The organism is Paraburkholderia sp. WC7.3g, assembly GCF_050436345.1.
Taxonomy (GTDB): Bacteria; Pseudomonadota; Gammaproteobacteria; order Burkholderiales; family Burkholderiaceae; genus Paraburkholderia; species Paraburkholderia podalyriae.
This window is the reverse complement of sequence record NZ_JBNDMA010000004.1, coordinates 529,790-553,665: the sequence shown is the minus strand read 5'-3', so window position 1 is coordinate 553,665 and position 23,876 is coordinate 529,790. Positions and strand designations below refer to the sequence as shown.

The window sequence follows — 23,876 nt, the reverse complement described above, 5'->3', positions numbered from 1 at the left end:
TTCTTTTGCACCGCGGACGGTGCCGCGCGCAAAGCGGCGCGCGTTACAGCATCATTACCGCAGCGTCACCTCGCCGTTACGGGCTTCGACGTTCGCGGGACCGGCCGCGGCGCTCTTCGCCACCGCCTTACGCGATATTCCTTGCAACAGGAAATGCGACAGCGCCGGAATGAGGATCAGCGCGCCGATCATGTTCCACAGGAACATGAACGTGAGCAAGATGCCCATGTCGGCCTGGAACTTGATCGGGGAGAACGCCCATGTCACGACGCCGGCAGCCAGCGTTACGCCGACCAGCGCCACGACCTTGCCGGTGAACTGCACCGCATGCCGATATGCTACGCGCAGCGGTTGCCCGGCACGCTGATACGCGAGCTGCACGCTCAGCAGATAGAGTGCATAGTCGACGCCAATCCCCACGCCCAATGCAATCACAGGCAGCGTCGCCACTTTCACGCCGATGCCGAGCTTGACCATCAGCGCCTCGCACAGCACCGAAGTGATCCCGAGCGGCACGACGGCGACCACGACCGCGCGCCAGCTGCGGAATGTGATGAAGCACAGCAAGATCACCGCCGCATACACCATGAACAGCATGGTGCGATTCGCTTTCGCGACGACCACGTTCGTCACCGCATCGATACCCGCCGAGCCGGCAACCATCAGGAACTGGTGATCGGCGTCGCTGTGGGCTTTCGCGAATTCTTCCGCGGCCTCCATGACGCGCGACAGCGTCGCGGCTTTGTGGTCGGTCAGATACGCAATGACGGGCGCCGTGCCGCAAGTTTGGCTCAGCAGATCGGGATGATCGAGCAGGATTTGCCACACAGTCTTGTTTACGATCGAAGGCACGCGGTCTATCGTGTACCACTTCGGGTAGCCCTCGTAAAAGCCCGCCGTTACCCAGCGCGCGAGACCGCCGACCGACGTCGTTGTCTGCACGCCCGGTACCCCGCGTAGCGTGGTTTCGAGTCGGTCGGCTTCGAGCACGAGCGGGAAGTTGTTGGCGTCGCAAGTGCCGTGCGACGACTTGCCGACCACGACGAAAAGATCGCTCGACAGGCCGAAATGCGCATTGGTGTACGCGTTGTCGAGGTTGTAGCGCGAGTCCGGCCTGAGTTCCGGCGCGCCCGAATCGAGGTCGCCGATCTGCAGATGCTGGCTGATCGACCAGCCGGCCACCGTGAGTGCCGCAGCGCAAACGATCGCACCCACGGCCCAGCGCCGTTCAGTGAAGCGGTCGAGCAGATTCCACAGCGCGCCCGCCGACGAGGTGCCGCGTGCGTCGTTCTGTTCGCCGCGCACACTACGTCGTGCAGCCGAGGGACTTACGCCAACATAGGAGAGTAGTACCGGCAGTAGCAGCAGATTCGTGAACACCAGCACGCCCACGCCAACGCTCGCCGTGAACGCCAGATCCTTGATCACCGGAATGTCGATGACCATCAGCACGGCGAAGCCAACCACGTCCGCGAGCAACGCCGTAAGACCGGCGAGAAAGAGCCGCCGGAACGTGTAGCGCGCCGCTACATAGCGATGCGTTCCGCGCCCAATGTCCTGCGTGATCCCGTTCATCTTCTGTGCGCCATGCGACACGCCGATAGCGAAAACGAGGAACGGCACCAGCACCGAATAGGGATCCAGCACATAGCCGAGCGTGCGAATGATGCCGAGCTGCCAGATCACCGCAATCAGCGAACACGCCACCACTAGCAGTGTGCTGCGATAGCAGCGCGTGTAGAGAAAGATCACGCCGAGGGCGATCGCCGCGGCCACGCCGAAGTACATCGCCACCAGCTTGAGACCGTGGATCAGATCGCCGATCAGCTTCGCGAAGCCCACCACGTGCACGTGCACCTCGCCGTGCCCCTCGTTCTTGATGACCTCGTCGATATGGTGTGAAAGCTTGGCGTAGTCGAGCGGTTTGCCGGTATCGGCATAATGATCGAGCAGCGGCAGCTGGATCATGCTCGAATGCAGATCATTCGATACGATGCTGCCCACGATGTTGGCGCGCGCGACGTTCGTTCGTAGCTGTCCGATAGCCTGCGCGGACGCGTCGAACCCGTCCGGCATCACCGGTCCGCCCGCAAAGCCGCGCTCGGTGACCACATTCCAGCGAACAATCGGCATCCAGATCGACTTCACGCCAGGACGATCGACGCCCGGAATCAGGAACAACGCATCATTGATACGCCGCAGCGCGGCGAGATACTTCGGATCGTAAATGTCGCCCGAGGGATTCTCGACGACGATCCGCAGCGAATTGCCGAGGCCTTTCAGGTCCGCCTTGTTGGCGAGATAGTTCCTGATGTACGGATGCGACAGCGGAATCATCTTCTCGAAGCTCGCATTCACCTCGAGCCGCAGCGCCTGAAACCCTAGCACCGCGGTGATGATCGCGCATATGAAGATGAGCCAGGGACGGCGGTTGAAGATCAACCGTTCAAGCGCGTTGCCTGACTGTGAATCGAACTGGGCAAGATCTGCCACGACGGGCATCTTGTCGAATTGGGCATTGTTACCGCCAGCCATGTCTGCTCCCCCTTAGTGCGACTTCGACAATGCGATCCGTGACAGGCCGGCCGCGCCGGCCAGCACCGCGGTGTCGCCGCGCAGCGCCATGGCGAAGATACCGCCCGGCTGGCTCGCGCCGAGTGTATGAAACGTTGCCCCCTGGTCGACGCTCTCGAGCAGCTCACCCGCTTGGGTCGCGAGAATAAGGTGACCGTTCGGCAGTTCAGCCGAAGCGAGAATGCTCGCGCCGGTCGGCAGCGTGATCTTGTCCCAAGTCGCGCCGCCGTCGGTGGAGCGATACGCGTTGCCGAGCAGACCGTAGACGATCATCGCGTTGTGCGTGGAAGCGAGACCGAAGAAGCTACCCTTCGACGGCGTAGGCACCGCGACGAAACGCTGCTTGTCGGCATCGAGCTTGAGCAGCAGCCCCTGTTCGCCCGCGATATAAAGCGTGCCGTTGATACGGCGCATCGCATGCAGGTTCAACGCGTTGGGATTGTCAACTCGATCGAACCAGGGCACCCAGCTCTTGCCACCGTCGTCGGTGTGAAAAATGATGTTGAACGAACCGATGACCCAGCCGGAACGCTCGTCATCGAACCAGACGTCGAGGAACGGACGGCCTCCATGGTCTGCTTCAAAGCGCTCGGCCTCTTCGCGCGATGCCTTGAGATCGGGTGAATCGCCCTGTTGCTTCGCGTAGTACTCGCTCATCAGCCTGGCCGCCTGCTGGCCGTCGAGTTGTCGCGCCCAGCTATTGCCACCGTCGGTGGTATGGAGCACCTCGCCGTCGTGTCCGACGGCCCAGCCCAGCGCGGCCGACTTGAACGTAACGGCCACCAGATCGGAACTCACCGGCACCTGTACCTGGCGCCAGTGCATGGCCGCGTCGTCCGATACGAGAATTGCTCCGCGCGGACCTACCGCGACCAGGCGCTGTCCGGCCTGCGCCAGCGCCATCAGCGGTTCATGCGCGGCCTGCGGGTTGATGACGGCGGGCGAGCGCATCGGGTCGGCGAATTCGGCATAGACCGACCCGCTCGCGGCGCATGCCGCGGCGGCGAGTGCCAGCCAACGAAACAGGGTCTTGCGCATTGCGTCTCCTTCACAGTAACTGGCGATCGATCACGCGAACAGTCCTGAGCTTGTTTATGAAAACTTCTTTGTGCGCCGTGCCATAGCCGGCGCGGCGCACGTGCTGCGCTCCTTCCTCGTGCCCTTAATCAACATCCGGTGCTTCTTCAAAACTGTCTCCGTTTCCAGATTGATCCAATACCAAAAGCGAACAACACTACTTTCGATGCGCACGACTCAAACCCGCCCCTGCTGGTGATGCGTCCCGCCAGGCAAGCCGGGCGGGACGCATCACTCAATACCTCATCCTCAACTCGGCGCGCAATTAGCGCACACCCGCGGATTGCATACGCTCCGGCGTGAAGTAGTCGTTCGAGAAGTTCACGTTGAAGAAAATCCCGGGCGAGTCCGCCGGATGGCTGCCGAAGATATAAATGCCGCTGTTGAAGTCGTAGAACCAGTTACCGAGCGAATACGGCACCTTGTAGTCATACGCTGGAACCGTGGTCTCAAAGCCGGCACGATAGAGCTTGCCGGACTGGTCATAGGCATCCATCATTCCCCCGCCGCCATCCTCGTCGAAGTACAGCGTCTTCTTGCTGTAGATGTGACGCGCACCCGGCTTGAGCGTCAACTCCACGACCCATACGCGGTGCAGCTCCCACCGGACATAATCGGGATTCACGAAATGCGGCGTGGTGATCTTGCTGGCCGGCGTGTCGTACTGCTGCTTGTAGTCGTTGTACGGAATGTACATTTCCTTCTTGCCGACCAGCTTCGCGTTCCAGCGATCGATCTTGCCGTAGAACAACTGGATGTCGTCCATCGTGATCGCGCCGGAATAGCCGGGGTTCGGCGTGTCGTAGGCGAGATCGGGCGCCACGCGCACGCGGCGTTGGCCTGGGTTGTATTCCCATGATTGCTGATCGTGATCGGCCGAATCCGTGAAGTACCAGAAGAGCGACGTGTCGCCAATCAGGCGGGCCGGTGACGCGTAGTCGTTATATACCTGATACCAGATCGCGAGGGGACCCTTCTTGCGAAACTCCGCTTCGTACTTCGGCTCGAAATACGGAAACTGCAGCGAGCTCTTGAACTGCGCAGCAAGAATCGGCGTGCCGCTCGAATCGACGAGCCACGTCTTCACGTTGTTTTTCTGGGCCGTTCCGACGTAGCGCATTTCCCAGTCCCACAGCGCCTCCTGTCCGTTTTTCGGCACCGGGAACGGCTTGCCGCCGAACGCCCCATCGACATAAAGGCCATTTTTTTCGAGCTTGGCACTTTCCGCGTCCTTTTCCGAGTTCTGAAGGTACCAGTCCGGATACGAAACCGAGCGGTGCGTCGGGTAAATGTCCATCCGGTAAGTCGGATAGCGCTTGAACAGCTCGATCGAGGCGGCGCTCAGTTTGTCGGTGTATTGCTGATAGTTCTGAGCCGTGATTTGCAGAACCGGCTTTTCACCAGGAAACGGGTCGGCCCATTTTCCGGAGTCGGCCTTGAACCCGGTCGGAAAGTCCTTGATGCCCCCCGTGTATGCGGGAATCGTGCCGTCCTTGTTGCCGGCAATTTCCGCTCCGAACGGCGTGGTCCCACTCTCGATTGCCAGCGTATACGGTGAGGCCCAAACCGCGGCGAGTATCGCCAGCGCCTTAAGAAGCTTTGGGAATCTTTTCACACGTGCCTCCATCATCAAAACGTTGTCTGATAGGTGATGCCGATCCACGACTTGTCGCTGTACGGTGCACCGAGCGCCGTCGCGGCTCCCGCCGTTGAGTACCCCTTCTTGTTCAGGTAGTAGGTGTAGGTAATGTCCACCTCATGCTTGTTGTAGATCGTGAAATCAAGCCCGATCACGAAGGTGTTCTGCCCCTGTGCTTCGGCCGCTGGCGCGATGACAGATGAGTAGCCCTTCAGATTCAGATTAACGAACAGTGGCATCGTCAAATCAACCCCAGGGAAAACCTGATACCACTGCGGGCTCGCACCAATGCCGATCCCGGCCCAGAAGCGCGTCGAGCAGTTGTTAAACGCGGAGTTGCCCGATGCCGAACATTGGCCCGTGGTGTCATAGCTGGAATTGGCAAAGTTCCGCGCATTCGATTGCACGCTTAGCAGCTGGTTGAACGCGAATTCCGCCTGCAGGAACATGTTGTCCCACACGGGCGTCTTGCCGAACGACTGCGTGACGTTCAGCAGGCCGTGCAGCGTGCGACCCGTCGGCGCATCATTGACGGTCGTCGTGTTGACGGCGTTCAGTGGCATGTTCCAGCGATACGACAGCTCGCCTGCCACTGCCGCGCTGCCGATCGCACTGTTGAAGCCAGCGCCGATCAGGTTCACGTCGTTGCCGTACTTCGCCGTAACACCAGGAAGGTTGGTGCCTGGGAAGAGTTCCGGTCCCGCACCCGGGAGTAGCACCGCCGCCCATGGCATCTTCATCGCGAAGTGGCGGTATGTGAATTCATAGGTCGTTGCGATCGAATCGACGCGCCACTTGCCGTCGATGCCGATATCGCCGATCTGGCCTTTGGTCGGCGCGATGCGCGGAATCGCGAATGTGCCCAGCCCCGGAATGTTTTGGTAGCTGGCGATCGGAGGGCCGTAAAGAATAGGATCCGCGCCGCCGAAATACGTGCCGCCTTCAGGCAGCCGATCGTGATTCCATTCGAACGTGTACTGTGCGCCGAGGGAGAACGTGTCGGTAATGTTCGTCGTCACATTGGCCTGAGCCGTCGGCAACACGATTTCCTTCAGCGAAGCGCTCGGGCTTTGCGTCAGTTTCATCAGGTCGAGCGGCTGCTGACCGATGGCCACCGAGTTCGCGCCCCCCAGCGTGGCAAACGCCGACTGCCCCCAGGTGACCGCAGTCCGGCCGAGCTTGACGTTGACCGAGTGACCACCGAGGTCAAACGTGTGGAACACGAACGCATCACGCAGCTCGGCGCTCGGCCCCTGGTAGTACTTCTTGACGTAGCTGGTGTACTCGTTATTCGGATAGTTCGGAGGAAATGCAGGATTGCTCGTATTGTGATTCTTGAACGTCGGGTCGTACCACGCGTCCATACTGATGCGGAAGCCGGTCGTTTCCTTGTACTTGAAATCGAATTCGCTGTAGAGGTTCAGCATCGACTGGATCGTGCTGAACTTCGGTGTCGACAGATCGCCTTCGTCGTAGGTCGGGCTGTTCGTGTAGAAGTGGCTCGGGTTCTGAAGCCGGATGTCGTAGTCCGCACGCAACGTGTTGTCCCATTCCATGTCGATGTCCGGGTTCGGCACATCGAAGTGGAAGGCGTTGGCGTTCGCGCTCCACAACCCGCACGCTGCAGCGATGCAGGTCGCGTGCACGCCAAGGCTGATCGCACTTGGCTTTAGAGTCTTCTGTTTCATGCGTCTCCTCTTGTCTTTGTCGAGCTGCCGCAGGAAGGGCCCAAGGCCGTTGGACTGCCGCAGACTTTTGCAATGAAGCGAAACCGGCCTCCCTACCTCGTCAGCATCGCGTCTCAGATCCTTCCAACCGCGTCACCAGAATGCGAATGCTGTTCGGAAAGATAAACGCTCGAAACTCGACTGTCAACGCTCGCTCACCCCTAAGTGATGCAATTTTCCGAACGACTTTCTAAATGCGGGGTAAACGTGGATTTGAGTTCGTTGATGAACTCGAAGCGGTCCGCGCATGGCCAGAATCGCACTGGTGCCCAATGCGCGCGGAGCGCGTGACGCTGACGAGACAGTGGTGACGCTTCCATTGGCGAGGTGTCCGCTTCGACTGCGCAGATTGGCGATGCAAACCATGGATGGCTTTCGGAAAACCGTCAGAGCGGATGATGAATCGATAGGCAGGCCGGACGCAGCGCGAAAGCAGGACGAATCGCGGAAGCAGCCGAAAACGCTTGTGCGATCGGATCAGTTTCCTTGGCAGTCCTTTTGTACAGGCTGGTCATGGACCGCGATCAGACGAATCCCTTATCCCGTTGCTGCGTAGAAGTGCCTTTCTGGTTTGCGGGGAGGAGGCGGGAACACGCGCCATGCCCCGTCGTCGTGCCGAAAGAAGAATATCGCGAAAGCGTTCTCAGCGGCGGACGACCGCGCAAGTACACATTTCGTCTGGCCTGAATTTGCGAAAGTGCATCGGGTGATGTGCACCGAGGTGGTTGCAGTGGGCGCAATCCACTTGTCGATCAGCGAACGCAAAGAACTTTCCCCAAGCTTCATGTCCAGCTCCTTCTACCGCCCTGTGCGCGCTGCTGACATCACAACCGCGAACGCATATTGGCGACGCTAACCAGCCAACCCCAAACCCTGCGTATTTGCTGCTTCGGCTTGCGACACAGCGGGAATGGCCGGGTTCCGACGTAATGTGTCGGTTGACTAAATACTAGTAGTCAGCCGACCCATTATCAAGCCCAGATGACACCAGGGGAAATGCTGGTATGGACAAACCTACCCTTTATTCCGGTAGGATGTGTGATGTCGCGAGTGACGTGATCAGACTTTATCTAAAAGCTAATTAGTCGGCAGACGCATATTTATTCGTCATCTGACTATCATCAGATTAATGCCGGCGCTGCCCGATCAGGATCGAACGTCGCTCGTATCACGTAGGGCATAGCCCGCAGATACACATCCCGGACTGGCAAACAAGCGCGAGGACAGCAGACGCCAAGGAGAGCACAACAGATGAAAGACCTGACCATCTCATCGGCAGACCTCGGCAACACCGCAGCAGACGGGCCCAAACGGCGCGGGAACAGAACGACCCGCGTGCCCGCCATCATCGAAGTGGCGATCGAGGTCTTCGCATCCGAAGGTAACGCTGGTTTCACTCAACGCCGCATCGCCAGCGAGGCAGGGATTCGACTGAGGACCTTGCAGCACTACTTCAGCACCCGCGAAGAACTATTGCGGGCCACGATCGAGGCATACACGGACCGCTATTTCGAGCACTATCGGACGATCGCCGAAGACAGATCCCGACCACCGGAGGCGCGACTGGATGTCATCGTCGACGAAGCGTTCTCTGTACTGACGGCAAACGGCGGAAATCGCGTTAGCGCCTTTGTGCTGGAATCCTGGAGTCTGGCAGAGCATGAGCCCTTTCTGCATGCCCTGATGGCAAAATCTACTGCGGATTTTCAGGGTCTCCTGGCGGAACTGATCGCGCAGATCAACCCAACCTTGCCGTCGGGAGAATGCACGTTGCGCGGCGCCCTACTCCTTTCACATCTGCAAGGTCTGGTCGTCTTTCTTCGCCGGTCCGACGCGGACACAGTTAATGCGGACTCATTCCGTCACGCCATGAAGGTCGTCTGGCGGGCGTTGAGCAAAGCGTCTCCATAAAACTGCAGGGCAGGTGCCTAGGCCAGGGTCGCGCCCAAATGGAGCGGTCGGCGCGCGCCATCTGACGCGCGCACCGAGCCGCTGACCGCCTTCCAGATACGCAGGTAGACGCAACGGCTCACTCAGGCCATGGCGACCGATCGTCAGCGGACCACCTCCCAGACAAGAGGCAAGTGGTACAGCGTGCCGTTCACACCTCCGTGCACGCCCGCCTTCTCGCCAGGCTTGATCTGGAAATCCGGAATGCGCTTTAGCCACTCTTGAAGGAAAACCTTCAACTCCACGCGTGCAAGGAACGAGCCGGGACAACGATGCGCACCATTGCCGAACGTCGAATGAATCGGCGTGGGGCGAGTGAAATCGACGTTCAGCGGATCGTCGAACTTTCGGTCGTCCAGACCGTGCAGCGTAGTCGGCATGATGATCATGTCGCCCGCCTTCATAGGTACGCCCTTGTACTCGAAATCGTGTGTGATTCGCCGCCCTTGATTGACCACCGGGAAACGTCGCAGAAGCTCGTCCACGGCCTTCTGCGTCAGATCGGGGTTGTCGATGAGCTGCTTGCGGTGGGCCGGGCTGCCGGCGAGGAACCGCGCGATAAAGCCCATTGCCGAGGCAACCGTGTCGAGGCCGCCGATCAGCACGAGACCACAAAGCCCGCGCACTTCTTCGTCGGTGAGCGAGCGCCCGTCTATTTTCGAATGGACGATCTTGCTGATCAGGTCGTCACCCGGGTTCGCGCGGCGTTCCGCAATCTTCACTCCCAGGTACTGGAAAATCGCACCCAGCGCCTGGAGCTTCTCGTTGGCATCGACCGGTCGGACCATCTTGTCGGCGAGGCCGAGCAAGTACTCGCGATCCTCAGCGGGCAACGCAACCATGTTCATGAAAATGCCGATCGGCAGATGCTGCGCAAAGCCCGATACGAATTCCACCTCGCCGTTGGGATAAAAGCCCTCGATCAGTTCGATCGCCATTTCGCGCGCCTTCTCCTCGAGCTTGCCGATCGCCTGCGGCATGAACGCTGGCGCGATCAGCGCGCGATAGGCAGTGTGCTGCGGAGGATCGAAGAAGATCGGCGGCAACGGTTGATGCTCGACCAGCGGCACCGTGAGCTGCTTCGACGAGAAATTCTCGTAGTCCTTGAGGATGTGATAGATGTCATCACCGCGCGTCGCGACCCAGTGTCCGCCGTTGCGGGGTGTCCACAGAATGTCGGGAATGCCTTCGGCATGCAATCGCTTGAGCGACAGATGGTAGTCGTCTTCAGCACCCGGCGGATTGTAGATATCGATGTCGAACACTCGCTCAGGCGATACGTGCGCGGGAACCGGCGTCAGCTCCGGAGTCGCGCCATGATCAGCTACTGACATCAGTTGTCTCCTTTCTTCAAATCGACCGGTATGGGCCGTCGTAACCGTTGTTCTGGTTTGCTTAACTGCAATTAGAGGAACGCGCCGTACAGCTCGATATGGTGTTCGGTGTTTCCCCAAGTCATGTCGATGCAGGTGAGCCGCTTCACGTACCACCCCACCGCCAGTTCGTCCGTCATGCCCATCCCGCCGTGCAGTTGCACCGCTTGCTGCGCGACGAAGCGTGCACTACGGCCAATCAGCGCCTTTGCGGCAGTCACAGCACGATGGGCTTCCAGCTCGTCGTCATCGCCAAGTTTCGCCGCGGCAAAGTAGACCATCGATCTCGCCTGCTCTACGGCCGTCAAAATATCGGCGGCGCGATGCTGCAGCGCCTGGAACTTGCCGATCGGCGAACCGAACTGCTTTCGCGTGCGCAGGTATTCAAAGGTCAGATCGGTCAGCCGCGACATCGCGCCCACCGCTTCCGCGCACAGCGCGAAAATGCCTTGATCGACGGTCCACTCGAGCAAGGGATAGCCCTGATCGATGGCGCCGATCACAGCCTGTGCATCGACGCGCACGCCGTCCAGCACCACCTCGGCGACACGCTGCCCGTCGAGTGCCGGAAAACCTTTGACGCTGACGCCTTGCGTTCGCGCATCGACCGCGAACAGCGTGATGCCGTGCTTGTCGGTCTGCTCGCCTGCGGTGCGCGCCGAAACCAGCAGAAGGTCCGCGCTATCGCCATGCAGTACGACGCCTTTGCGCCCATTCAGGATGAACCCGTCGGGCGTTGGCTCGGCCCTCATCGCAACATTCCACAAATCGAAACGCGCGCCCGGTTCAAGCGTCGCCAGCGCGGTCTTCAGGCTGCCGTCCGCGATACCAGCCAGCCACGCCGCCTTGCGCGCCTCGTGTCCCGCGCGCCCGATCAGCTTCGCGCCGATTACGGCCGTCGAAACGAACGGCTCCAGTACGAGTCCACGCCCGAAGGCCTCCATCACGAGCATGGTCTCGACCGGGCCCGTGTCGAGGCCGCCATGATCCTGCGGCACGTTCAGCGCCAACACGCCCATTTCGGCGAGCGTAGACCAGTGCGCAGTCGACCAGCCCTCGGGAGTGGCGGCGAGACGGCGCCTCGCCTCGAAGTCGTACTCCTTTTCGACGAAACGGCCGACGACGTCGGCCAGCATCTGTTGCTCTTCAACCAGCGTGAAGTCCATGGCGTGTCCTCAGATGCCGAGCGCCTGTTTGGCGATGATGTTTTTCTGCACTTCCGTCGAACCGCCGTAGATCGAAATCTTCCGCCAGTCCAGATAGTGCGCGGCCAGCGCGTTGAGCAGCTCGCCGTTCGCGGTTTCGCCGCGCCAGTCGGCCTCCAGCGCTTCGCTCACAAAGGGCACCGCATAGGGGCCTGCGCACTCCATGATCAACTCCGTCAACTCCTGCTGAATCTCGGACCCGCGGATCTTCAGCACCGAAGCTTCCGGTCCGATAGGGCGTCCCGCGGTCTCGGCCGAGACGACGCGCAGAAGCGACCATTCGTGAGCGATCAAATCGATTTCCACCCTGGCGATGCGATCGCGAAAGCGGAGGTCCTCGATGAGCGGCTTACCGTGCTTACGCTCGGTGCTGGCAATCTCCTTCAGACGCCGCATGAAACGCTTGCAGTTGCCAAGCCCGGCGATGTTGGTTCGCTCGTGCCCGAGCAGATACTTGGCGATCGACCAGCCGCGATGCTCTTCGCCGACGAGATTGCTCACCGGCACTTCCACATTGTCGAAGAACACTTCGTTGACGTCGTGGCCGCCATCGAGCGTGCGGATGGGTCTGACAGTGATACCCGGCGTCGCCATATCGATCAGCAGGAACGAGATACCCTCCTGTGGCCGGCCGCTGCCATCGGTGCGGACAAGGCAGAAAATCCAGTTCGCCCATTGCGCGAACGAGGTCCAGATCTTCTGGCCGTTGACGACGTAAAACGATTGACCGTCTCGCTCGACGCGGTCCGCACGCGTCTTGAGCGACGCCAGATCGGAGCCCGCTCCCGGCTCGGAGTAACCCTGACACCACCAGTCTGCCATCGAGATGATGCGCGGCAGGAACCGTTCGCGCTGTGCGTCGGTGCCGAATTTCTGGATCACGGGTCCAACCATCGAAAGGCCGAACGGCATCTGGCGCGGCGCGCCGGCGGTGAAGCATTCCTCGTCGAAAATGTTGCGCTGCGCGGCGTTCCACGCGGCGCCGCCGAACTGCGCCGGCCACGCCGGGGCGCCCCATCCGTTGTCAGCCAGAATGCGTTGCCAGCGCACATAGTCTTCGCGTGGCACATGGCGGAAGTTCAGCACCCGTTCACGAATCTCGTCGGGCAAATGTGTCGCGACGAATTCGCGCACCGTGGCGCGAAATTCCTTGTCGGCGGGACTCTCTTTCAGGTCCATCGTCAGGCTCCAGTCGCGGCCCGGCAAAGCGCATTGGCGCCGCCGGGCGCGGATTCAGGCGATTTCCACGATACCGTTGTTCAGCACTGCCACATCGCGTGCGTCGACGCGCGCGCGCAGATGCAGGCGCGTGTCACTGTCCCGCCAGAACTGAAAACGCACTTCTTCGCCCGGGTATACCGGCGAAGTCAACCGCAAGGCGAGTCGCTTCAGACGCGCTGCATCGTTGCCCGCGAACGTGCGGATCGCCGCATAACCCGCCATACCGTAGGTCGCGAGGCCGTGAAGAATGGGCCGGCTGAAGCCGGCCTTCGACGCCACCTCCGGGTCCGCATGCAACGGGTTGGCATCACCCGACAGGCGATAGATCAACGCAGCGTGGGCACCGGTCGAAAAGACGTACTCCGCATCCGGTGCGCGCTCCGGCACAGCGGGAAGCGCTTCGGGCGGCGCATCGCTCGTGCCCGACTCCGCACTGAACCCGCCGTCGCCGCGCAGAAAGGACACCTGTCGCACTTCGGCGAGTTGCTCGCCCGTCGAGGCGTCGATGATGTCACGCTTGAGCTCGACGATCGCGCCCTTGCCTGCGCCCTTGTCCGAGATGCGGCTCACGCGCGTCTTGCTGACGATGGTCGCTGCAACCGGCATCGGACGCACGAAACGAACGTCCTGCTCACCGTGCACGAGCTTCAGGTAGTCGATGCCCGTGCGCGGATCGCGCATCCACGATTTCGGCCACGCGAACGCGGCCGCGCAGGTCGGCATCGCTTGCAGGTCCTTTTCGTAGACGTAGCGCAGCTGTTCGGCGTCCAGCGGGTCTGCGCCCAGTCCGAGACCCAGCGAGTACAGCATCACGTCGCGCTCGCTGTACGTCTGCGTGACATCTTCGATAGGCCAGTTCTTGACGACTTCGTAGTTCAGCATGAGGCAGTCCTGTATGTGCTCAATAGTCGGTGAAGTTGGGCTTGCGCTTCTCCAGGAAGCTCGCCATGCCTTCCTTGTAGTCATCGCCCTGGTTGGCGATCGGCATGTCCAACCCGGCGTGCATCACCGCCTCATGGGGCGTCTGGAACGGCACCTCCCAGACCTGCTCCTTCATGATGCGCATCGAGCGCGGTGAGCAGTACTCGGCCATTTCTCGCGCGTAGGCGTAGGTCTGCTCGGCCAGCTTGTCCGCCGGAATCGCCCGATTCACGAGTCCCATCCGTTCGGCTTCGCGCCCCTTGATCTTGCGTCCCGACAGCAGCAGGTCGAGCGCATGCGCCTGGCCCACGTGGCGTGCGAGTATCCAGGCCATGCCGTACTCCGCGCTCAGACCGCGGCGCGCGAATGCTGTCGTCATGGTGGCGTCTTCCGACGCAAACCGGATGTCGCAGAAGAGCGCGTGAATCAGCCCAATGCCGACGGTCGCGCCGTTGAGCATCGCGATCACCGGCTTCGGTATGGCCGGGTAATACGAGCAGCGCGTCTGCCAGTCGGCGCGCTTGCGCATGTCGAATGGGCGCGGCAACTTCGTCATCAGCGCGGCGGGGTCGCCGCCGAAGCTGTGAATATCGCCGCCCGCGCAAAACGCCTTGCCCGCGCCGGTGAAAACGATCACGCGCACGCCATGGTCCGAGCCCGCCGCCTGCATCGCCTCGTACACTTCGGTCGCCACCTGGTCGTTCCAGGTGTTCATGTGTTCCGGACGGTTCAGCGTGATCGTCGCTACACGGTCCTGGACGTCGTACAGAATGGTCTCGAAGCGCATCAGATCCCTCCAAAGCTCAGAATGAACGCGGCAGGTCGAGCACGTGCTCGGCGACGTAGGACAGAATCAGGTTCGTCGATATCGGCGCCACCTGATAGAGCCGGGTTTCGCGGAACTTGCGCTCGACGTCGTATTCGCAGGCGAAACCGAAGCCGCCATGGGTCTGCAGACAGGCATTCGCGGCTTTCCACGAAGCCGTGGCCGCGAGGTGCTTCGCCATGTTCGCTTCCGCGCCGCACGGCTGATGATTGTCGAACAGTTCGCAGGCCTTGTAGCGCATCAGATCCGCCGCGCGCACGTCGATGTAGGCCTCGGCGATCGGGAACTGGATACCCTGGTTCATGCCGATGGGCCGGTCGAACACGATACGCTCGCTGGCGTACTTCGACGCGCGCTCGACGAACCAGTAGCCGTCGCCGATGCACTCGGCCGCGATCAGTGCGCGCTCGGCGTTGAGTCCGTCGAGGATGTACTTGAAGCCCTTGCCTTCCTCGCCGATCAGGTTCTCTTCGGGAATCTCCAGATTGTCGAAGAACAGTTCGTTCGTCTCGTGATTGACCATGTTCGGAATCGGCCGCACGGTCAGGCCATTGCCGATAGCCTGGTGCAGGTCCACGAGAAAGCACGACAGCCCATCCGACTTCTTCTTCACGTCCGACAACGGCGTGGTGCGTGCGAGCAGGATCATCATGTCCGAATGCTGCACGCGCGAAATCCATACCTTCTGGCCATTGACCACGTAGCGGCCGTCTTTCTTCACGGCAGTGGTTTTCAGCTTCGTGGTGTCTGTTCCCGTGGTCGGCTCGGTCACGCCCATCGACTGCAGGCGCAGTTCGCCGCACGCGATCCTGGGAAGGTACTTGCGCTTTTGTGCTTCCGAGCCGTTACGCAAGAGCGTATTCATGTTGTACATCTGACCGTGGCAGAACCCGGAGTTGCCGCCGTTGCGGTTGATCTCCTCCATGATCACAGACGCCTCGGTCAACCCGAGACCTGAACCGCCATACTCCTGAGGGATCAGCGCGGCCATCCAGCCGGCCTTCGTCAGCGCGTCCACAAACGCCTCGGGATAGACACGCTCGTGATCGATGCGGCGCCAGTACTCGTCGGGGTACGCCTTCGAGAGGTCACGCAAGGCGTCGCGCAGTTCCTGATATTGATCGGGTGGGGAAATTCGGCTCATGAATGGTTTCCGTTTTCTTGACTGGACGCGCGGCTCACGCTGCTGCATCGATCAGTCCGCCGGCATTGGCGAGCTGGGTCAGATGATGTTCGGTCGAACCGAACTGGATGTCGATCACGCTCAGGCGTCTCAGGTAGTGGCCAATCCTGCACTCTTCAGTCATCCCGATGCCGCCGTGCAGTTGCACGCCTTGCTGACCCACGAAGCGGCCCGAGCGTCCGATCTGCACTTTCGCCGCCGACATACTGCGATCGCGTTCGGCCGCGTCCGGCTCCTCGCTCATCATGGTCGCGAAGAGCGCCATGCTGCGCGCCTGCTCCACCATGACGAGCATGTCGACTGCACGATGCTGGAGCGCCTGGAATGATCCGATAGGCACCCCGAATTGCTTGCGGACCTTCAGGTACTCCACGGTTTCCTCGTGCGCGGCGGCCATCGCGCCCACGGCTTCCGCGCTCACTGCCGCGATCGCGTGCGCAACGACCGTTTCGATCAGCGGCAACGCAGCGCCCGCCACGCCCAGAACGTCGCTATCCGGAACGCGCACCCCCGACAACTCAACGTCGGCCGCACGCAGCCGGTCTTGCGTCGGATACGTGTGGCGCGTCACGCCCTGCGCGTCGGCCCTGACCACGAACAGCCCGATGCCGTCACGCTCGCGCCTGCCGCCGGACACGCGCGCCGACACCACCAGAACATCGGCGCTGCCGCCGTGGAGCACAACGCGCTTGGCGCCGTCGAGCACCCAGCCGGTGGCTTCGCGCCGTGCGGTGGTCGCAACGTCCGCGAGGTCGTACCGCGCCTGCGCCTCGCTGTGCGCGAACGCCATCTGCAACTCGCCTTGCGCAATCCGCGGCAGAATCGCCGCGCGTTGCGCCGCGTTGCCGCCAAGCCGCACCAAGCCGCCGCCCAGCACGACCGTCGCCAGATAGGGTTCGACCGCGAGAGCGCGGCCCAACGCCTCCATCACGATCATCGTTTCGACAGGGCCGCAGTTGCTGCCGCCGTACTCCTCGTCAAACGAAAGGCCCAACAGACCCATGTCGGCGTAACGCGCCCAAAGCTCGCGGCTGAAACCGTCCGGCTCAGTGAGATACTTCGCGCGCTGTTCGAACCCGTACTCGTCTTTGACGAGCCGCTCGACGCTGTCCTTGAGCATGCGTTGTTCATCGGTGAAATCAAAGTCCATATCTGATGGTTCTCCGCAGTTCGCCCGTCCCTCAAAGTCCGAGTACGGACTTGGCGAGAATGTTCTTCTGAATCTCGTTGGAGCCGCCCACAATCGAAACATGACGCGCGAAGTAGTGATTCGGCGCGACGGTGAGCGCCCATTCGGGTTCGCGAACCGGATCGGCGAGCCCACGCAGGAAGTCGAGATCGAGCGGTAGAGCATCCGGCCCTGCCACCTCGAGGAGCAATTCAGCCGCGAGTTGCTGCAGCTCCGAACCCTTGATCTTCAGAATCGAAGTCTTCGGGTCGGGCACGTGGCTCTGCTGCGCACTGCCCTCGGCGATCACCCGCATCTGCGTCATCTCCAAAGCCTTCAGTTCCACCTCGACGGCCGCGACACGTTCGCGAAAACGCGGGTCATCCCATAGCACACCGTCGCCACAGGGCACGCGCTTCGCCAGGTCCTTCGCGTGACGCACGCGCATCTTCGACACGCCCACGCGCGCAATCCCGCTGCGCTCGTTGCCGAGCAGATACTTCGCGTAGTCCCAACCCTTGCTTTCCTCGCCAATGCGATTCGCAACCGGCACGCGCACGTTGTCGAAGAACACCTCGTTGGTTTCATGGTGGCCGTCGATCGTGATGATCGGGCGCACGGTCAGGCCCGGTGTCTTCATGTCGATCAGCAGGTACGTGATGCCCTGCTGTTTCTTGCCGCTCGAATCCGTGCGTACGAGACAGAACATCCAGTCCGCGTGATGCGCCGTCGAAGTCCAGAGCTTCTGGCCGTTGATCACGTAGTGGTCCCCGTCGCGCACCGCCTGGGTCCGCAGCGCGGCCAGGTCCGAACCGGCGCCGGGCTCGGAGAATCCCTGGCAGAACCAGTATTCGAGGCTCGCGATACGAGGAAGGAAATCGCGCTTCTGCTGTTCGCCGCCGAACGCGATCAAAACCGGACCGATCATGTTCACATTGAATGACAGCGTCTCGGGCGCCGGGGCCATGTGCAGCTCTTCCTTGAAGATGTATTGCTGCACCGCGCTCCAGCCCGTCCCGCCCCACGCCTTGTCCCACGCTGGCGTCGCCCAGCCGCGCTCGTAGAGAATGCGTTGCCAGCGGCGCAGGTCGGCCGCCGAATAGCGCTGCCCCAAGGTGACCTTGCGTCGAATGTCGGCCGGCAGCGCTTCCTTGAAGAAGGCTCTGACCTCATTGCGGAACGCCAGCTCTTCGTCGGTATATCGCAGATCCATGAGTGTCTCGTTTCGTCTTTATGGGTCGCCTGCCGGGTGCGGCTCAGGCCAGCGTTCCCGCTTCTTTCAACTCGCCAACGCGGCCCGGTTCGAGCCATGCCGCCAGCGCGGCGTCGATCGTGGTCGCGTCGGGCGCCTCGGGCGCCGTCGGCTTCGCGGGCACGGTGGCGGAGAAGCGCGGCGCCGGCGCGGGCTGCACGATGCCGTCCACTTCGATGAACGTGCCGCGCGCCTTCAGATGCGCATGCTCGGGTGCCTCGGTCCACGACAGAACCGGCGCGAAGCACGCGTCCGTGTGCGCGAGCAACGTGGTCCATTGCTCGCGTGTGCGGTGCTTGAATTTCAGCGCGAACAGTGCGCGCGCGGCGGGCCAGTTGCTTGCGTCGAGCTGCGTACCCAGCGTTTGCGGATCGATGTCGAGCAGGCGGAGCAGTTCGAGATAGAACTTGTCCTCGATGGGACCGACCGTGATCCACTTGCCGTCCGCGCATTCATAAACGTCGTAGAAATGCGATCCCGAATCCGTGATATTCGTCCCGCGCCCGTCACGCCAGATTCCGGCAGCCTGCATGCCGAAGAACGTGGTTGCAAGGTTGGCCGTGCCGTCGACGATCGCGGCATCCACGATCTGTCCCGCGCCGCCGTTACGCGCGTGCAGGATCGCCGACAGGAGCCCCATTGCAAGATACAGCGAACCGCCCGCATAGTCGCCGATCAGATTCAGCGGTATCGACGGCGGCTGATCGCGGCGGCCAATTGCGTTGAGGACGCCGGTGATCGCGATGTAGTTCAGGTCATGCCCGGCGTACTGCGCGAGCGGACCTTCCTGGCCCCATCCCGTGATGCGTCCGTAAGCGAGCTTCAGATTGCGTTCGAGGCAGGCCTGCGGACCCAGCCCGAGTCGCTCGGTCACGCCGGGTCGGAAACCTTCTATCAGGGCATCGGCGCGCTCCACTAGCGTGAGCACGAGTTCGACGGCCGCCGGGTCTTTCAGGTCGAGCGCAATCGTCTTTCGGTTGCGCAGCAACAGGTTGTAGCGCAGCGGACGCTCGATACCGAGCTTGACCGGCTGGCGACGCTCGATGCGCAACACCGTCGCACCCAGATCGGCGAGCAGCATCGCCGCCATGGGCCCCGGGCCGATGCCGGCCAGCTCGATGATTCGAACTCCTGCAAGCGGACCCATGGTTCAACCCTTGCGAGCGTGGGCGCGCATCGCGTCCCATTGCTCGTCGGTCCAGTCCTGCATCGCGCGGAAAGCCGGGCCGCCAACCCCCTGCATCCAGCGCCCGCCGTCGATCACGATCAGGTCGCCGGTGATGTAGCCGGAGCCATTGGACGCCAGATAAGCGTAGAGATTGGCGAGTTCCGCGTGATCGCCGAAGCGCCTCAGCGGCACCGAACGCTCCTGCGGCTCGACCTGCGAGCCCGGCGGGTACAACTGCTCCCATGCGCCCGGCGTCGGGAACAGTCCGGGCGCCACCGCGTTCAGGCGAATGCCCTTCGGGCCCCACTCGACCGCCAGGCTGCGGGTCATGGCGAGAACACCGGCCTTCGCCGCGGCGGACGGCACGGTAAAGGCCGAGCCGGTCATCGTGGGCGTCGATACGGTACTGATCACGTTGCCCGGGTGACCCGCGTCGATCCAGCGCTTGCCCGCCGCGATCGTGCAATAGAAGCTGCCGTGCAGCACGATGCCGAGCACCGCATCCACCGCGCGCGCCGACAGGCTTTCGGTGCGCGCGATGAAGTTGGCCGCCGCGTTGTTCAGCAATACGTCGAGCGGACCATCCCGCCAGATCGTCTCCATCATCGAGTCGACGGACTCGGCGCTGCGCACGTCCGCCTGCACCGTCGTCACACGCGCGCCAGGCACGACGCCGCGAAACTCGTCGGCCGTCGCGTCCAGCACTTCCTTGCGGCGACCGCAGATGACGAGATCGGCGCCCAGTTCGAGGTAGCGCAGGCCGATACTCTTGCCAAGGCCAGTGCCTCCCCCGGTGATGAGGATTCGTTTGTTCTTCAGCAGGTCAGGCGTAAACATAGGCGTTGAACTTCCAGTAGAGACAGCAACGGAGAATGGCAGCGTCAGGCGCCCGTGAAAACCGGCTTGCGTTTTTCCATGAAGGCCGTCACCGCCTCCGCGTGGTCGCTCGTTTGACGGGTCAGCGGATTGAGGTCAGTTTCGAGCCGGCATGCGTCTTCGATCGAATTGCCCGCATTGACGAGGCTCGCCTTCAGGAGCGCCAGCGTCACTGGCGGATAGCTCGCGAAGCGCGCCGCGGCCTCGATCGCCGCATCGAGCGCGCCGCCGCTCGCGACCACCTCGCTGACCAGGCCGATGCGGCGCGCCGCGGCCGCGTCGATGACATCGCCTTTCAGCATCAACTCACGCGCCTTGCTGCCGCCGACCTTTTGCGGCAGCGTCCATAGAATTCCAGTGTCGGGAAGCAGTCCGACCTTGCCGAACGCACATGAGTACTTCGCCGTATCGGCACCGACCACGACGTCGCATGCAGCAGCCAGCGACAGCCCCGCTCCATAGCACGTGCCCTCCACCGCCGCGACGACCGGCTTCGTGCCCGTATAAATCAGCTTGAAGAGACGCACGCCCACCGCGATACGCTCACGAAGCGCCAGCAACTGCGCGGTGGTCGCGTGCATTTCGGACAGATCGCCGCCCGCGCAAAAATGGCCGCCCGCGCCTGTCAGAACAATGGCGCGCGTTTGCGGATCGTCGTGCATCAGCCGGTGCAAGACCTCGGTCAGCGCAACCCGCATCCTCATGGAGAACGCGTTGCGGCGCTCGGGATAGTTCATCGTGACAATGCTCACGTCGCCTTGACGGCGCACCTGCACGATCTCGTCGGCGCCCGCGGCCTGTTCCTTCTGCTCGCTACTCATCGCATTGCTCTCCACGCTCACTCACCCGTGAAGACCGGTTTGGTCTTTTCCATAAACGCCTTGCAGGCAGCCTGATGGTCTTTCGACTGACGCAGGATGGGCTGATAGTCGATCTCGGCTCGCAGCGCGCCTTCCATGGTCGTCGCCGCGTTGGTCAGCGCGTCCTTCAGCAGCGCCACGCCGAGCGGCGGCAAGTCGGCAAGCCCGCGCGCAACTTCGATTGCCTTTGCGCGCGCAGTGCCCGGCCCGACGACTTCGTTAGCAAGGTGAATCGTGCCGGCCTTGTCTCCGTCGATTTCAGTGGCGAGCGACAGCATCTCCCTCGCGCGAGCCATGCCGATGCGCTTCGGAAGCGTCCACAGAATACCGGTGTCCGGAATCAGGCCGACGCGCAGAAACGCCGCGCAAAAGCGTGCATTCGATGCAGCCACCACATAGTCGGTCGCGACCGCGAGCGACAGCCCGGCGCCGAACGCCACGCCTTCCACAGCCGCCACGACCGGCTTGGGTCCCGCCAGCATTTCACGCACTACCACGCACGACTCCGCCAGAATCTCGCGGCTTTGCAGGATCGTGCGCTTCGTCATCTCGGAGATGTCGGCGCCGGCGCAAAAGTGCTCGCCCGCGCCCGTCAGGACGATTGCTCGCGAGTCCGGATCGTCGACCATCAGCCGATGCATCGTGTCGCGCAACAACTGACGCATCTGACGTCCCATCGCGTTGCGGCGTCGGGGATTGTTTAGCGTCACGATCGCGACCGGTCCCTCGCGGGTCACCTCGATCAGCGACGTCGTATCGTTTCCCGCCGTTTCTTTTTCGCTCATGTTGGCTTCCTTCAGTCGGCCACGAACACCGGCTTGCGCTTTTCCATGAAGGCGCTCACGGCCTCCTGGTGTTCGCGGCTGCGGCGCAGGATGGGCTGCAGGTTGACTTCCGCTTCGATCGCGCCGTCGAGCGTACGGATGCCCGTCGCGAGCGCGGCCTTCAGGTGCGCAGTGGCCACCGAGGGCAGTTCCGCGTACTGTTGCGCCACCTTCGAGGCTGCGTTCAGCGCCTCGCCGGGCTCGACGACCTGATTGGCAAAACCGGTCTCGCCCGCTTCGACGCCGTTGAACTCCCGGGCACTCAGCATGAGCTCGCGTGCAAGGCCGCCGCCCACGCGCTGCGACAACGACCAATAAAGCCCCCGTATCGGGCAGCAGCCCGACCTTGACGAACGCGCTCGCATAGCGCGCGGCCGATGATGTGACGACATAATCGCAAGCAGCGGCGAGCGACAGACCCGCGCCAAACGCAAACCCTTCGACGGCGGCGACGATCGCTTTCGGGCCTTCGACCATCAGTCTGAAAATATCGAGCGGCAGTTCATTGCGCTGTCGATATTCGAGCACCTTGCGCGTCTGCATCTCCGAGATGTCCCCACCCGCGCAAAACGTATTGCCCGCGCCGGTCAGTACGATCGCACGGCAGGCTTCCTCGTGATGCATCAGGCGGTAAAGCTGCGCGTACAACGTCTCACGCATCTTTAGCGAAAACGCGTTTCGCCGTTGGGGATAGCTCAATGTGATGATCGCGATTGCACCGTCTTGCCGGACCTGTACGATCTCTGCCGCATCGTTGCTGGTCTCTTCGCTCATCTGTCCGTCTCCTGTCGATCAGAGTTAGCGCTTTAGCGCTTACTCCGATGCAATGCAAAGCTGTTGACAGTGACCCTGGCGGGCGGCGTGTCTTACAGCGTGTCTTTACAGGGTTTCCTGCGTCCCGAGAATCACCGTGGCCTGGCTCGAGAGCACACCACCGTTACCGTGCGCGATCGCCAGCTTCGCACCGGGTATCTGGCGCTCACCAGCGCGGCCCGTCAATTGCCGCATCGATTCTTCCATCAGGAACAGCCCATACATGCCGGGGTGGACGCACGACAAACCGCCGCCGTTCGTGTTGACCGCGAGCCGGCCGCCCGGCGCGATGCCGCCGTCTGAAACGAAGTGGCCCCCTTCGCCTTTAGGGCAAAAGCCGAGGTCTTCGAGAAACAGAATGGTGTTGATCGTGAAGGCGTCGTACAGCATCGCGACATCGATATCGTTCGCCTTCACGCCGGCCATTTGATACGCACGCCTGCCCGATTCCGCTGCGGCAGTCACCGTGAGATCCGGCATGCTCGCGATTTCGCGGTGCGAAGTGGCCGAAGCCGCGCCGAGCAGATACACCGGCTGGTCGGCGAGATCACGCGCCCGGTCGGCGCGCACCATGACGATCGCTGCCGCGCCATCCGTCACCAGGCAGCAATCGCGCACGGAAAGCGGGTCCGACACGAGGCGGGCGCCCATCACGTCGTCGATCGACATCGGCGTGCGCATATACGCATCCGGATTCAGTTGCGCCCACTTGCGCGCGGCTACGGCCACCTCGGCCAGATGCTCACGCTTCGTGCCGTACTGATGCATATGACGCGCCGCCGCAAGCGCATACGACGACACCGGATTCATCGGCTTATACGGGCTCTCCCACGGCGAAGGACGCGACGACTGCACCAGCTTGCCCGCCGCGCTGCGCTGATTGCTCCCATATGCAATCAACGCGACGTCGATCTGTCCCGTACACAACGCCATGGCCGCCGTGTGCGCGTAGATTTCGAACGCCGATCCGCCGCTTCGGTTGTTGTCGGTGAACTTCGGGTTAATACCGAGGTATTCCGCAAAGGTGAGACCCGACAGCATGTCGTCCGGCGTGCACACGAAAAGGCCGTCTACATCGCCAGGCGTCAGTCCCACCTGGGCGAGCGCGTCAACGGACGCGCGCGCGGCAAGGTCCAGCGACGACAAGCCAGGTGCTTCCCCCATCCCATAGGTGGCGCCTGCCACCAGTGCGGTACGCCCGCGCAAGTTGAATTCCATA

At 62.0% G+C, this 23,876-nt stretch carries 19 protein-coding genes and 1 pseudogene; 1 reads left to right on the top strand and 19 read right to left on the bottom strand.

The window, feature by feature from the left end; all coding sequences use genetic code 11:
* Positions 1-54: 54 nt before the first annotated feature.
* From OKW43_RS35895 to OKW43_RS35880, 4 genes are all read right to left on the bottom strand, one after another.
* Positions 55-2,535 (bottom strand): efflux RND transporter permease subunit, encoded by a 2,481-nt coding sequence (locus OKW43_RS35895; protein WP_429453205.1) that lies wholly within the window; start codon positions 2,533-2,535, stop codon positions 55-57.
* Between the two features lie 12 nt (positions 2,536-2,547).
* A complete protein-coding gene (locus OKW43_RS35890) occupies positions 2,548-3,612 on the bottom strand; it encodes a WD40/YVTN/BNR-like repeat-containing protein (RefSeq protein ID WP_429453203.1) in 1,065 nt (354 codons plus the stop codon).
* Positions 3,613-3,916: 304 nt separating this feature from the next.
* Complete coding sequence (locus OKW43_RS35885) at positions 3,917-5,266, bottom strand: DUF1329 domain-containing protein (protein WP_312892538.1); 1,350 nt, start codon at positions 5,264-5,266, stop codon at positions 3,917-3,919.
* Between the two features lie 14 nt (positions 5,267-5,280).
* A complete protein-coding gene (locus tag OKW43_RS35880) occupies positions 5,281-6,978 on the bottom strand; it encodes a DUF1302 domain-containing protein (protein WP_429453200.1) in 1,698 nt (565 codons plus the stop codon).
* A 1,290-nt stretch (positions 6,979-8,268) separates the two neighbouring features.
* On the opposite strand from OKW43_RS35880, the gene OKW43_RS35875 reads away from it, so the two are divergent.
* On the top strand, positions 8,269-8,928 hold the full coding sequence (locus OKW43_RS35875; protein WP_429453198.1) for a TetR/AcrR family transcriptional regulator: 660 nt from the start codon (positions 8,269-8,271) through the stop codon (positions 8,926-8,928).
* A gap of 143 nt (positions 8,929-9,071) precedes the next feature.
* On the opposite strand, the gene OKW43_RS35870 is transcribed toward OKW43_RS35875, so the two are convergent.
* The 15 genes and pseudogenes from OKW43_RS35870 to OKW43_RS35800 all read right to left on the bottom strand — a co-directional run bounded on the left by OKW43_RS35870 (position 9,072) and on the right by OKW43_RS35800 (position 23,875).
* On the bottom strand, positions 9,072-10,301 hold the full coding sequence (locus tag OKW43_RS35870) for a cytochrome P450 (RefSeq protein WP_429453196.1): 1,230 nt from the start codon (positions 10,299-10,301) through the stop codon (positions 9,072-9,074).
* Between the two features lie 71 nt (positions 10,302-10,372).
* Complete coding sequence (locus OKW43_RS35865; protein WP_187633588.1) at positions 10,373-11,506, bottom strand: acyl-CoA dehydrogenase family protein; 1,134 nt, start codon at positions 11,504-11,506, stop codon at positions 10,373-10,375.
* A 9-nt stretch (positions 11,507-11,515) separates the two neighbouring features.
* Positions 11,516-12,724, bottom strand: coding sequence for an acyl-CoA dehydrogenase family protein (locus OKW43_RS35860; RefSeq protein WP_429453194.1), 1,209 nt, complete (start codon positions 12,722-12,724; stop codon positions 11,516-11,518).
* 54 nt (positions 12,725-12,778) lie between these two features.
* A complete protein-coding gene (locus OKW43_RS35855) occupies positions 12,779-13,648 on the bottom strand; it encodes a MaoC/PaaZ C-terminal domain-containing protein (protein WP_187633590.1) in 870 nt (289 codons plus the stop codon).
* A gap of 19 nt (positions 13,649-13,667) precedes the next feature.
* Positions 13,668-14,474 (bottom strand): enoyl-CoA hydratase, encoded by an 807-nt coding sequence (locus OKW43_RS35850; protein WP_429453191.1) that lies wholly within the window; start codon positions 14,472-14,474, stop codon positions 13,668-13,670.
* Between the two features lie 16 nt (positions 14,475-14,490).
* Entirely contained in the window at positions 14,491-15,657 is a 1,167-nt protein-coding gene (locus OKW43_RS35845) for an acyl-CoA dehydrogenase family protein (RefSeq protein WP_429453189.1), read from the bottom strand.
* A 34-nt stretch (positions 15,658-15,691) separates the two neighbouring features.
* Positions 15,692-16,846, bottom strand: coding sequence for an acyl-CoA dehydrogenase family protein (locus OKW43_RS35840; RefSeq protein ID WP_429453187.1), 1,155 nt, complete (start codon positions 16,844-16,846; stop codon positions 15,692-15,694).
* 31 nt (positions 16,847-16,877) lie between these two features.
* Positions 16,878-18,077: an acyl-CoA dehydrogenase family protein gene (locus OKW43_RS35835; RefSeq protein WP_429453185.1), complete on the bottom strand. Its 1,200-nt coding sequence runs from the start codon at positions 18,075-18,077 to the stop codon at positions 16,878-16,880.
* A 43-nt stretch (positions 18,078-18,120) separates the two neighbouring features.
* Positions 18,121-19,263: a CaiB/BaiF CoA transferase family protein gene (locus OKW43_RS35830; RefSeq protein ID WP_429453183.1), complete on the bottom strand. Its 1,143-nt coding sequence runs from the start codon at positions 19,261-19,263 to the stop codon at positions 18,121-18,123.
* Between the two features lie 3 nt (positions 19,264-19,266).
* Complete coding sequence (locus OKW43_RS35825; RefSeq protein WP_429453181.1) at positions 19,267-20,121, bottom strand: SDR family oxidoreductase; 855 nt, start codon at positions 20,119-20,121, stop codon at positions 19,267-19,269.
* A gap of 44 nt (positions 20,122-20,165) precedes the next feature.
* Positions 20,166-20,981: an enoyl-CoA hydratase/isomerase family protein gene (locus OKW43_RS35820; RefSeq protein WP_429453179.1), complete on the bottom strand. Its 816-nt coding sequence runs from the start codon at positions 20,979-20,981 to the stop codon at positions 20,166-20,168.
* Positions 20,982-20,998: 17 nt separating this feature from the next.
* A complete protein-coding gene (locus tag OKW43_RS35815) occupies positions 20,999-21,805 on the bottom strand; it encodes an enoyl-CoA hydratase/isomerase family protein (RefSeq protein WP_429454730.1) in 807 nt (268 codons plus the stop codon).
* Positions 21,806-21,816: 11 nt separating this feature from the next.
* Positions 21,817-22,209 carry an enoyl-CoA hydratase/isomerase family protein gene (locus OKW43_RS35810; RefSeq protein WP_429454729.1) on the bottom strand — a complete coding sequence of 131 codons (393 nt, stop codon included), beginning with the start codon at positions 22,207-22,209 and terminating at the stop codon, positions 21,817-21,819.
* Positions 22,190-22,618: pseudogene (locus tag OKW43_RS35805) on the bottom strand (enoyl-CoA hydratase/isomerase family protein); the annotation flags it as partial. The gene OKW43_RS35810 and the pseudogene OKW43_RS35805, both read right to left, overlap by 20 nt.
* A gap of 105 nt (positions 22,619-22,723) precedes the next feature.
* The gene (locus OKW43_RS35800; protein WP_429453177.1) at positions 22,724-23,875 is read right to left on the bottom strand and encodes a thiolase; all 1,152 of its coding nucleotides are present in this window, start codon (positions 23,873-23,875) and stop codon (positions 22,724-22,726) included.
* Between the last annotated feature and the right edge of the window lies 1 nt (position 23,876).

Bases quoted from the DNA above. Each gene is read 5' to 3' on its own strand.
- OKW43_RS35870 (WP_429453196.1), bottom strand. From the start codon at position 10,301: ATGTCAGTAGCTGATCATGGCGCGACTCCGGAGCTGACGCCGGTTCCC.
- OKW43_RS35860 (WP_429453194.1), bottom strand. From the start codon at position 12,724: ATGGACCTGAAAGAGAGTCCCGCCGACAAGGAATTTCGCGCCACGGTG.
- OKW43_RS35825 (WP_429453181.1), bottom strand. From the start codon at position 20,121: ATGTTTACGCCTGACCTGCTGAAGAACAAACGAATCCTCATCACCGGG.
- OKW43_RS35875 (WP_429453198.1), top strand. From the start codon at position 8,269: ATGAAAGACCTGACCATCTCATCGGCAGACCTCGGCAACACCGCAGCA.
- OKW43_RS35890 (WP_429453203.1), bottom strand. From the start codon at position 3,612: ATGCGCAAGACCCTGTTTCGTTGGCTGGCACTCGCCGCCGCGGCATGC.
- OKW43_RS35810 (WP_429454729.1), bottom strand. From the start codon at position 22,209: ATGCGAGCGCGTTCGTCAAGGTCGGGCTGCTGCCCGATACGGGGGCTT.
- OKW43_RS35835 (WP_429453185.1), bottom strand. From the start codon at position 18,077: ATGGATCTGCGATATACCGACGAAGAGCTGGCGTTCCGCAATGAGGTC.
- OKW43_RS35845 (WP_429453189.1), bottom strand. From the start codon at position 15,657: ATGAGCCGAATTTCCCCACCCGATCAATATCAGGAACTGCGCGACGCC.
- OKW43_RS35895 (WP_429453205.1), bottom strand. From the start codon at position 2,535: ATGGCTGGCGGTAACAATGCCCAATTCGACAAGATGCCCGTCGTGGCA.
- OKW43_RS35830 (WP_429453183.1), bottom strand. From the start codon at position 19,263: ATGGGTCCGCTTGCAGGAGTTCGAATCATCGAGCTGGCCGGCATCGGC.
- OKW43_RS35855 (WP_187633590.1), bottom strand. From the start codon at position 13,648: ATGCTGAACTACGAAGTCGTCAAGAACTGGCCTATCGAAGATGTCACG.
- OKW43_RS35800 (WP_429453177.1), bottom strand. From the start codon at position 23,875: ATGGAATTCAACTTGCGCGGGCGTACCGCACTGGTGGCAGGCGCCACC.
- OKW43_RS35880 (WP_429453200.1), bottom strand. From the start codon at position 6,978: ATGAAACAGAAGACTCTAAAGCCAAGTGCGATCAGCCTTGGCGTGCAC.
- OKW43_RS35865 (WP_187633588.1), bottom strand. From the start codon at position 11,506: ATGGACTTCACGCTGGTTGAAGAGCAACAGATGCTGGCCGACGTCGTC.
- OKW43_RS35840 (WP_429453187.1), bottom strand. From the start codon at position 16,846: ATGGACTTTGATTTCACCGATGAACAACGCATGCTCAAGGACAGCGTC.
- OKW43_RS35815 (WP_429454730.1), bottom strand. From the start codon at position 21,805: ATGAGCGAAAAAGAAACGGCGGGAAACGATACGACGTCGCTGATCGAG.
- OKW43_RS35850 (WP_429453191.1), bottom strand. From the start codon at position 14,474: ATGCGCTTCGAGACCATTCTGTACGACGTCCAGGACCGTGTAGCGACG.
- OKW43_RS35820 (WP_429453179.1), bottom strand. From the start codon at position 20,981: ATGAGTAGCGAGCAGAAGGAACAGGCCGCGGGCGCCGACGAGATCGTG.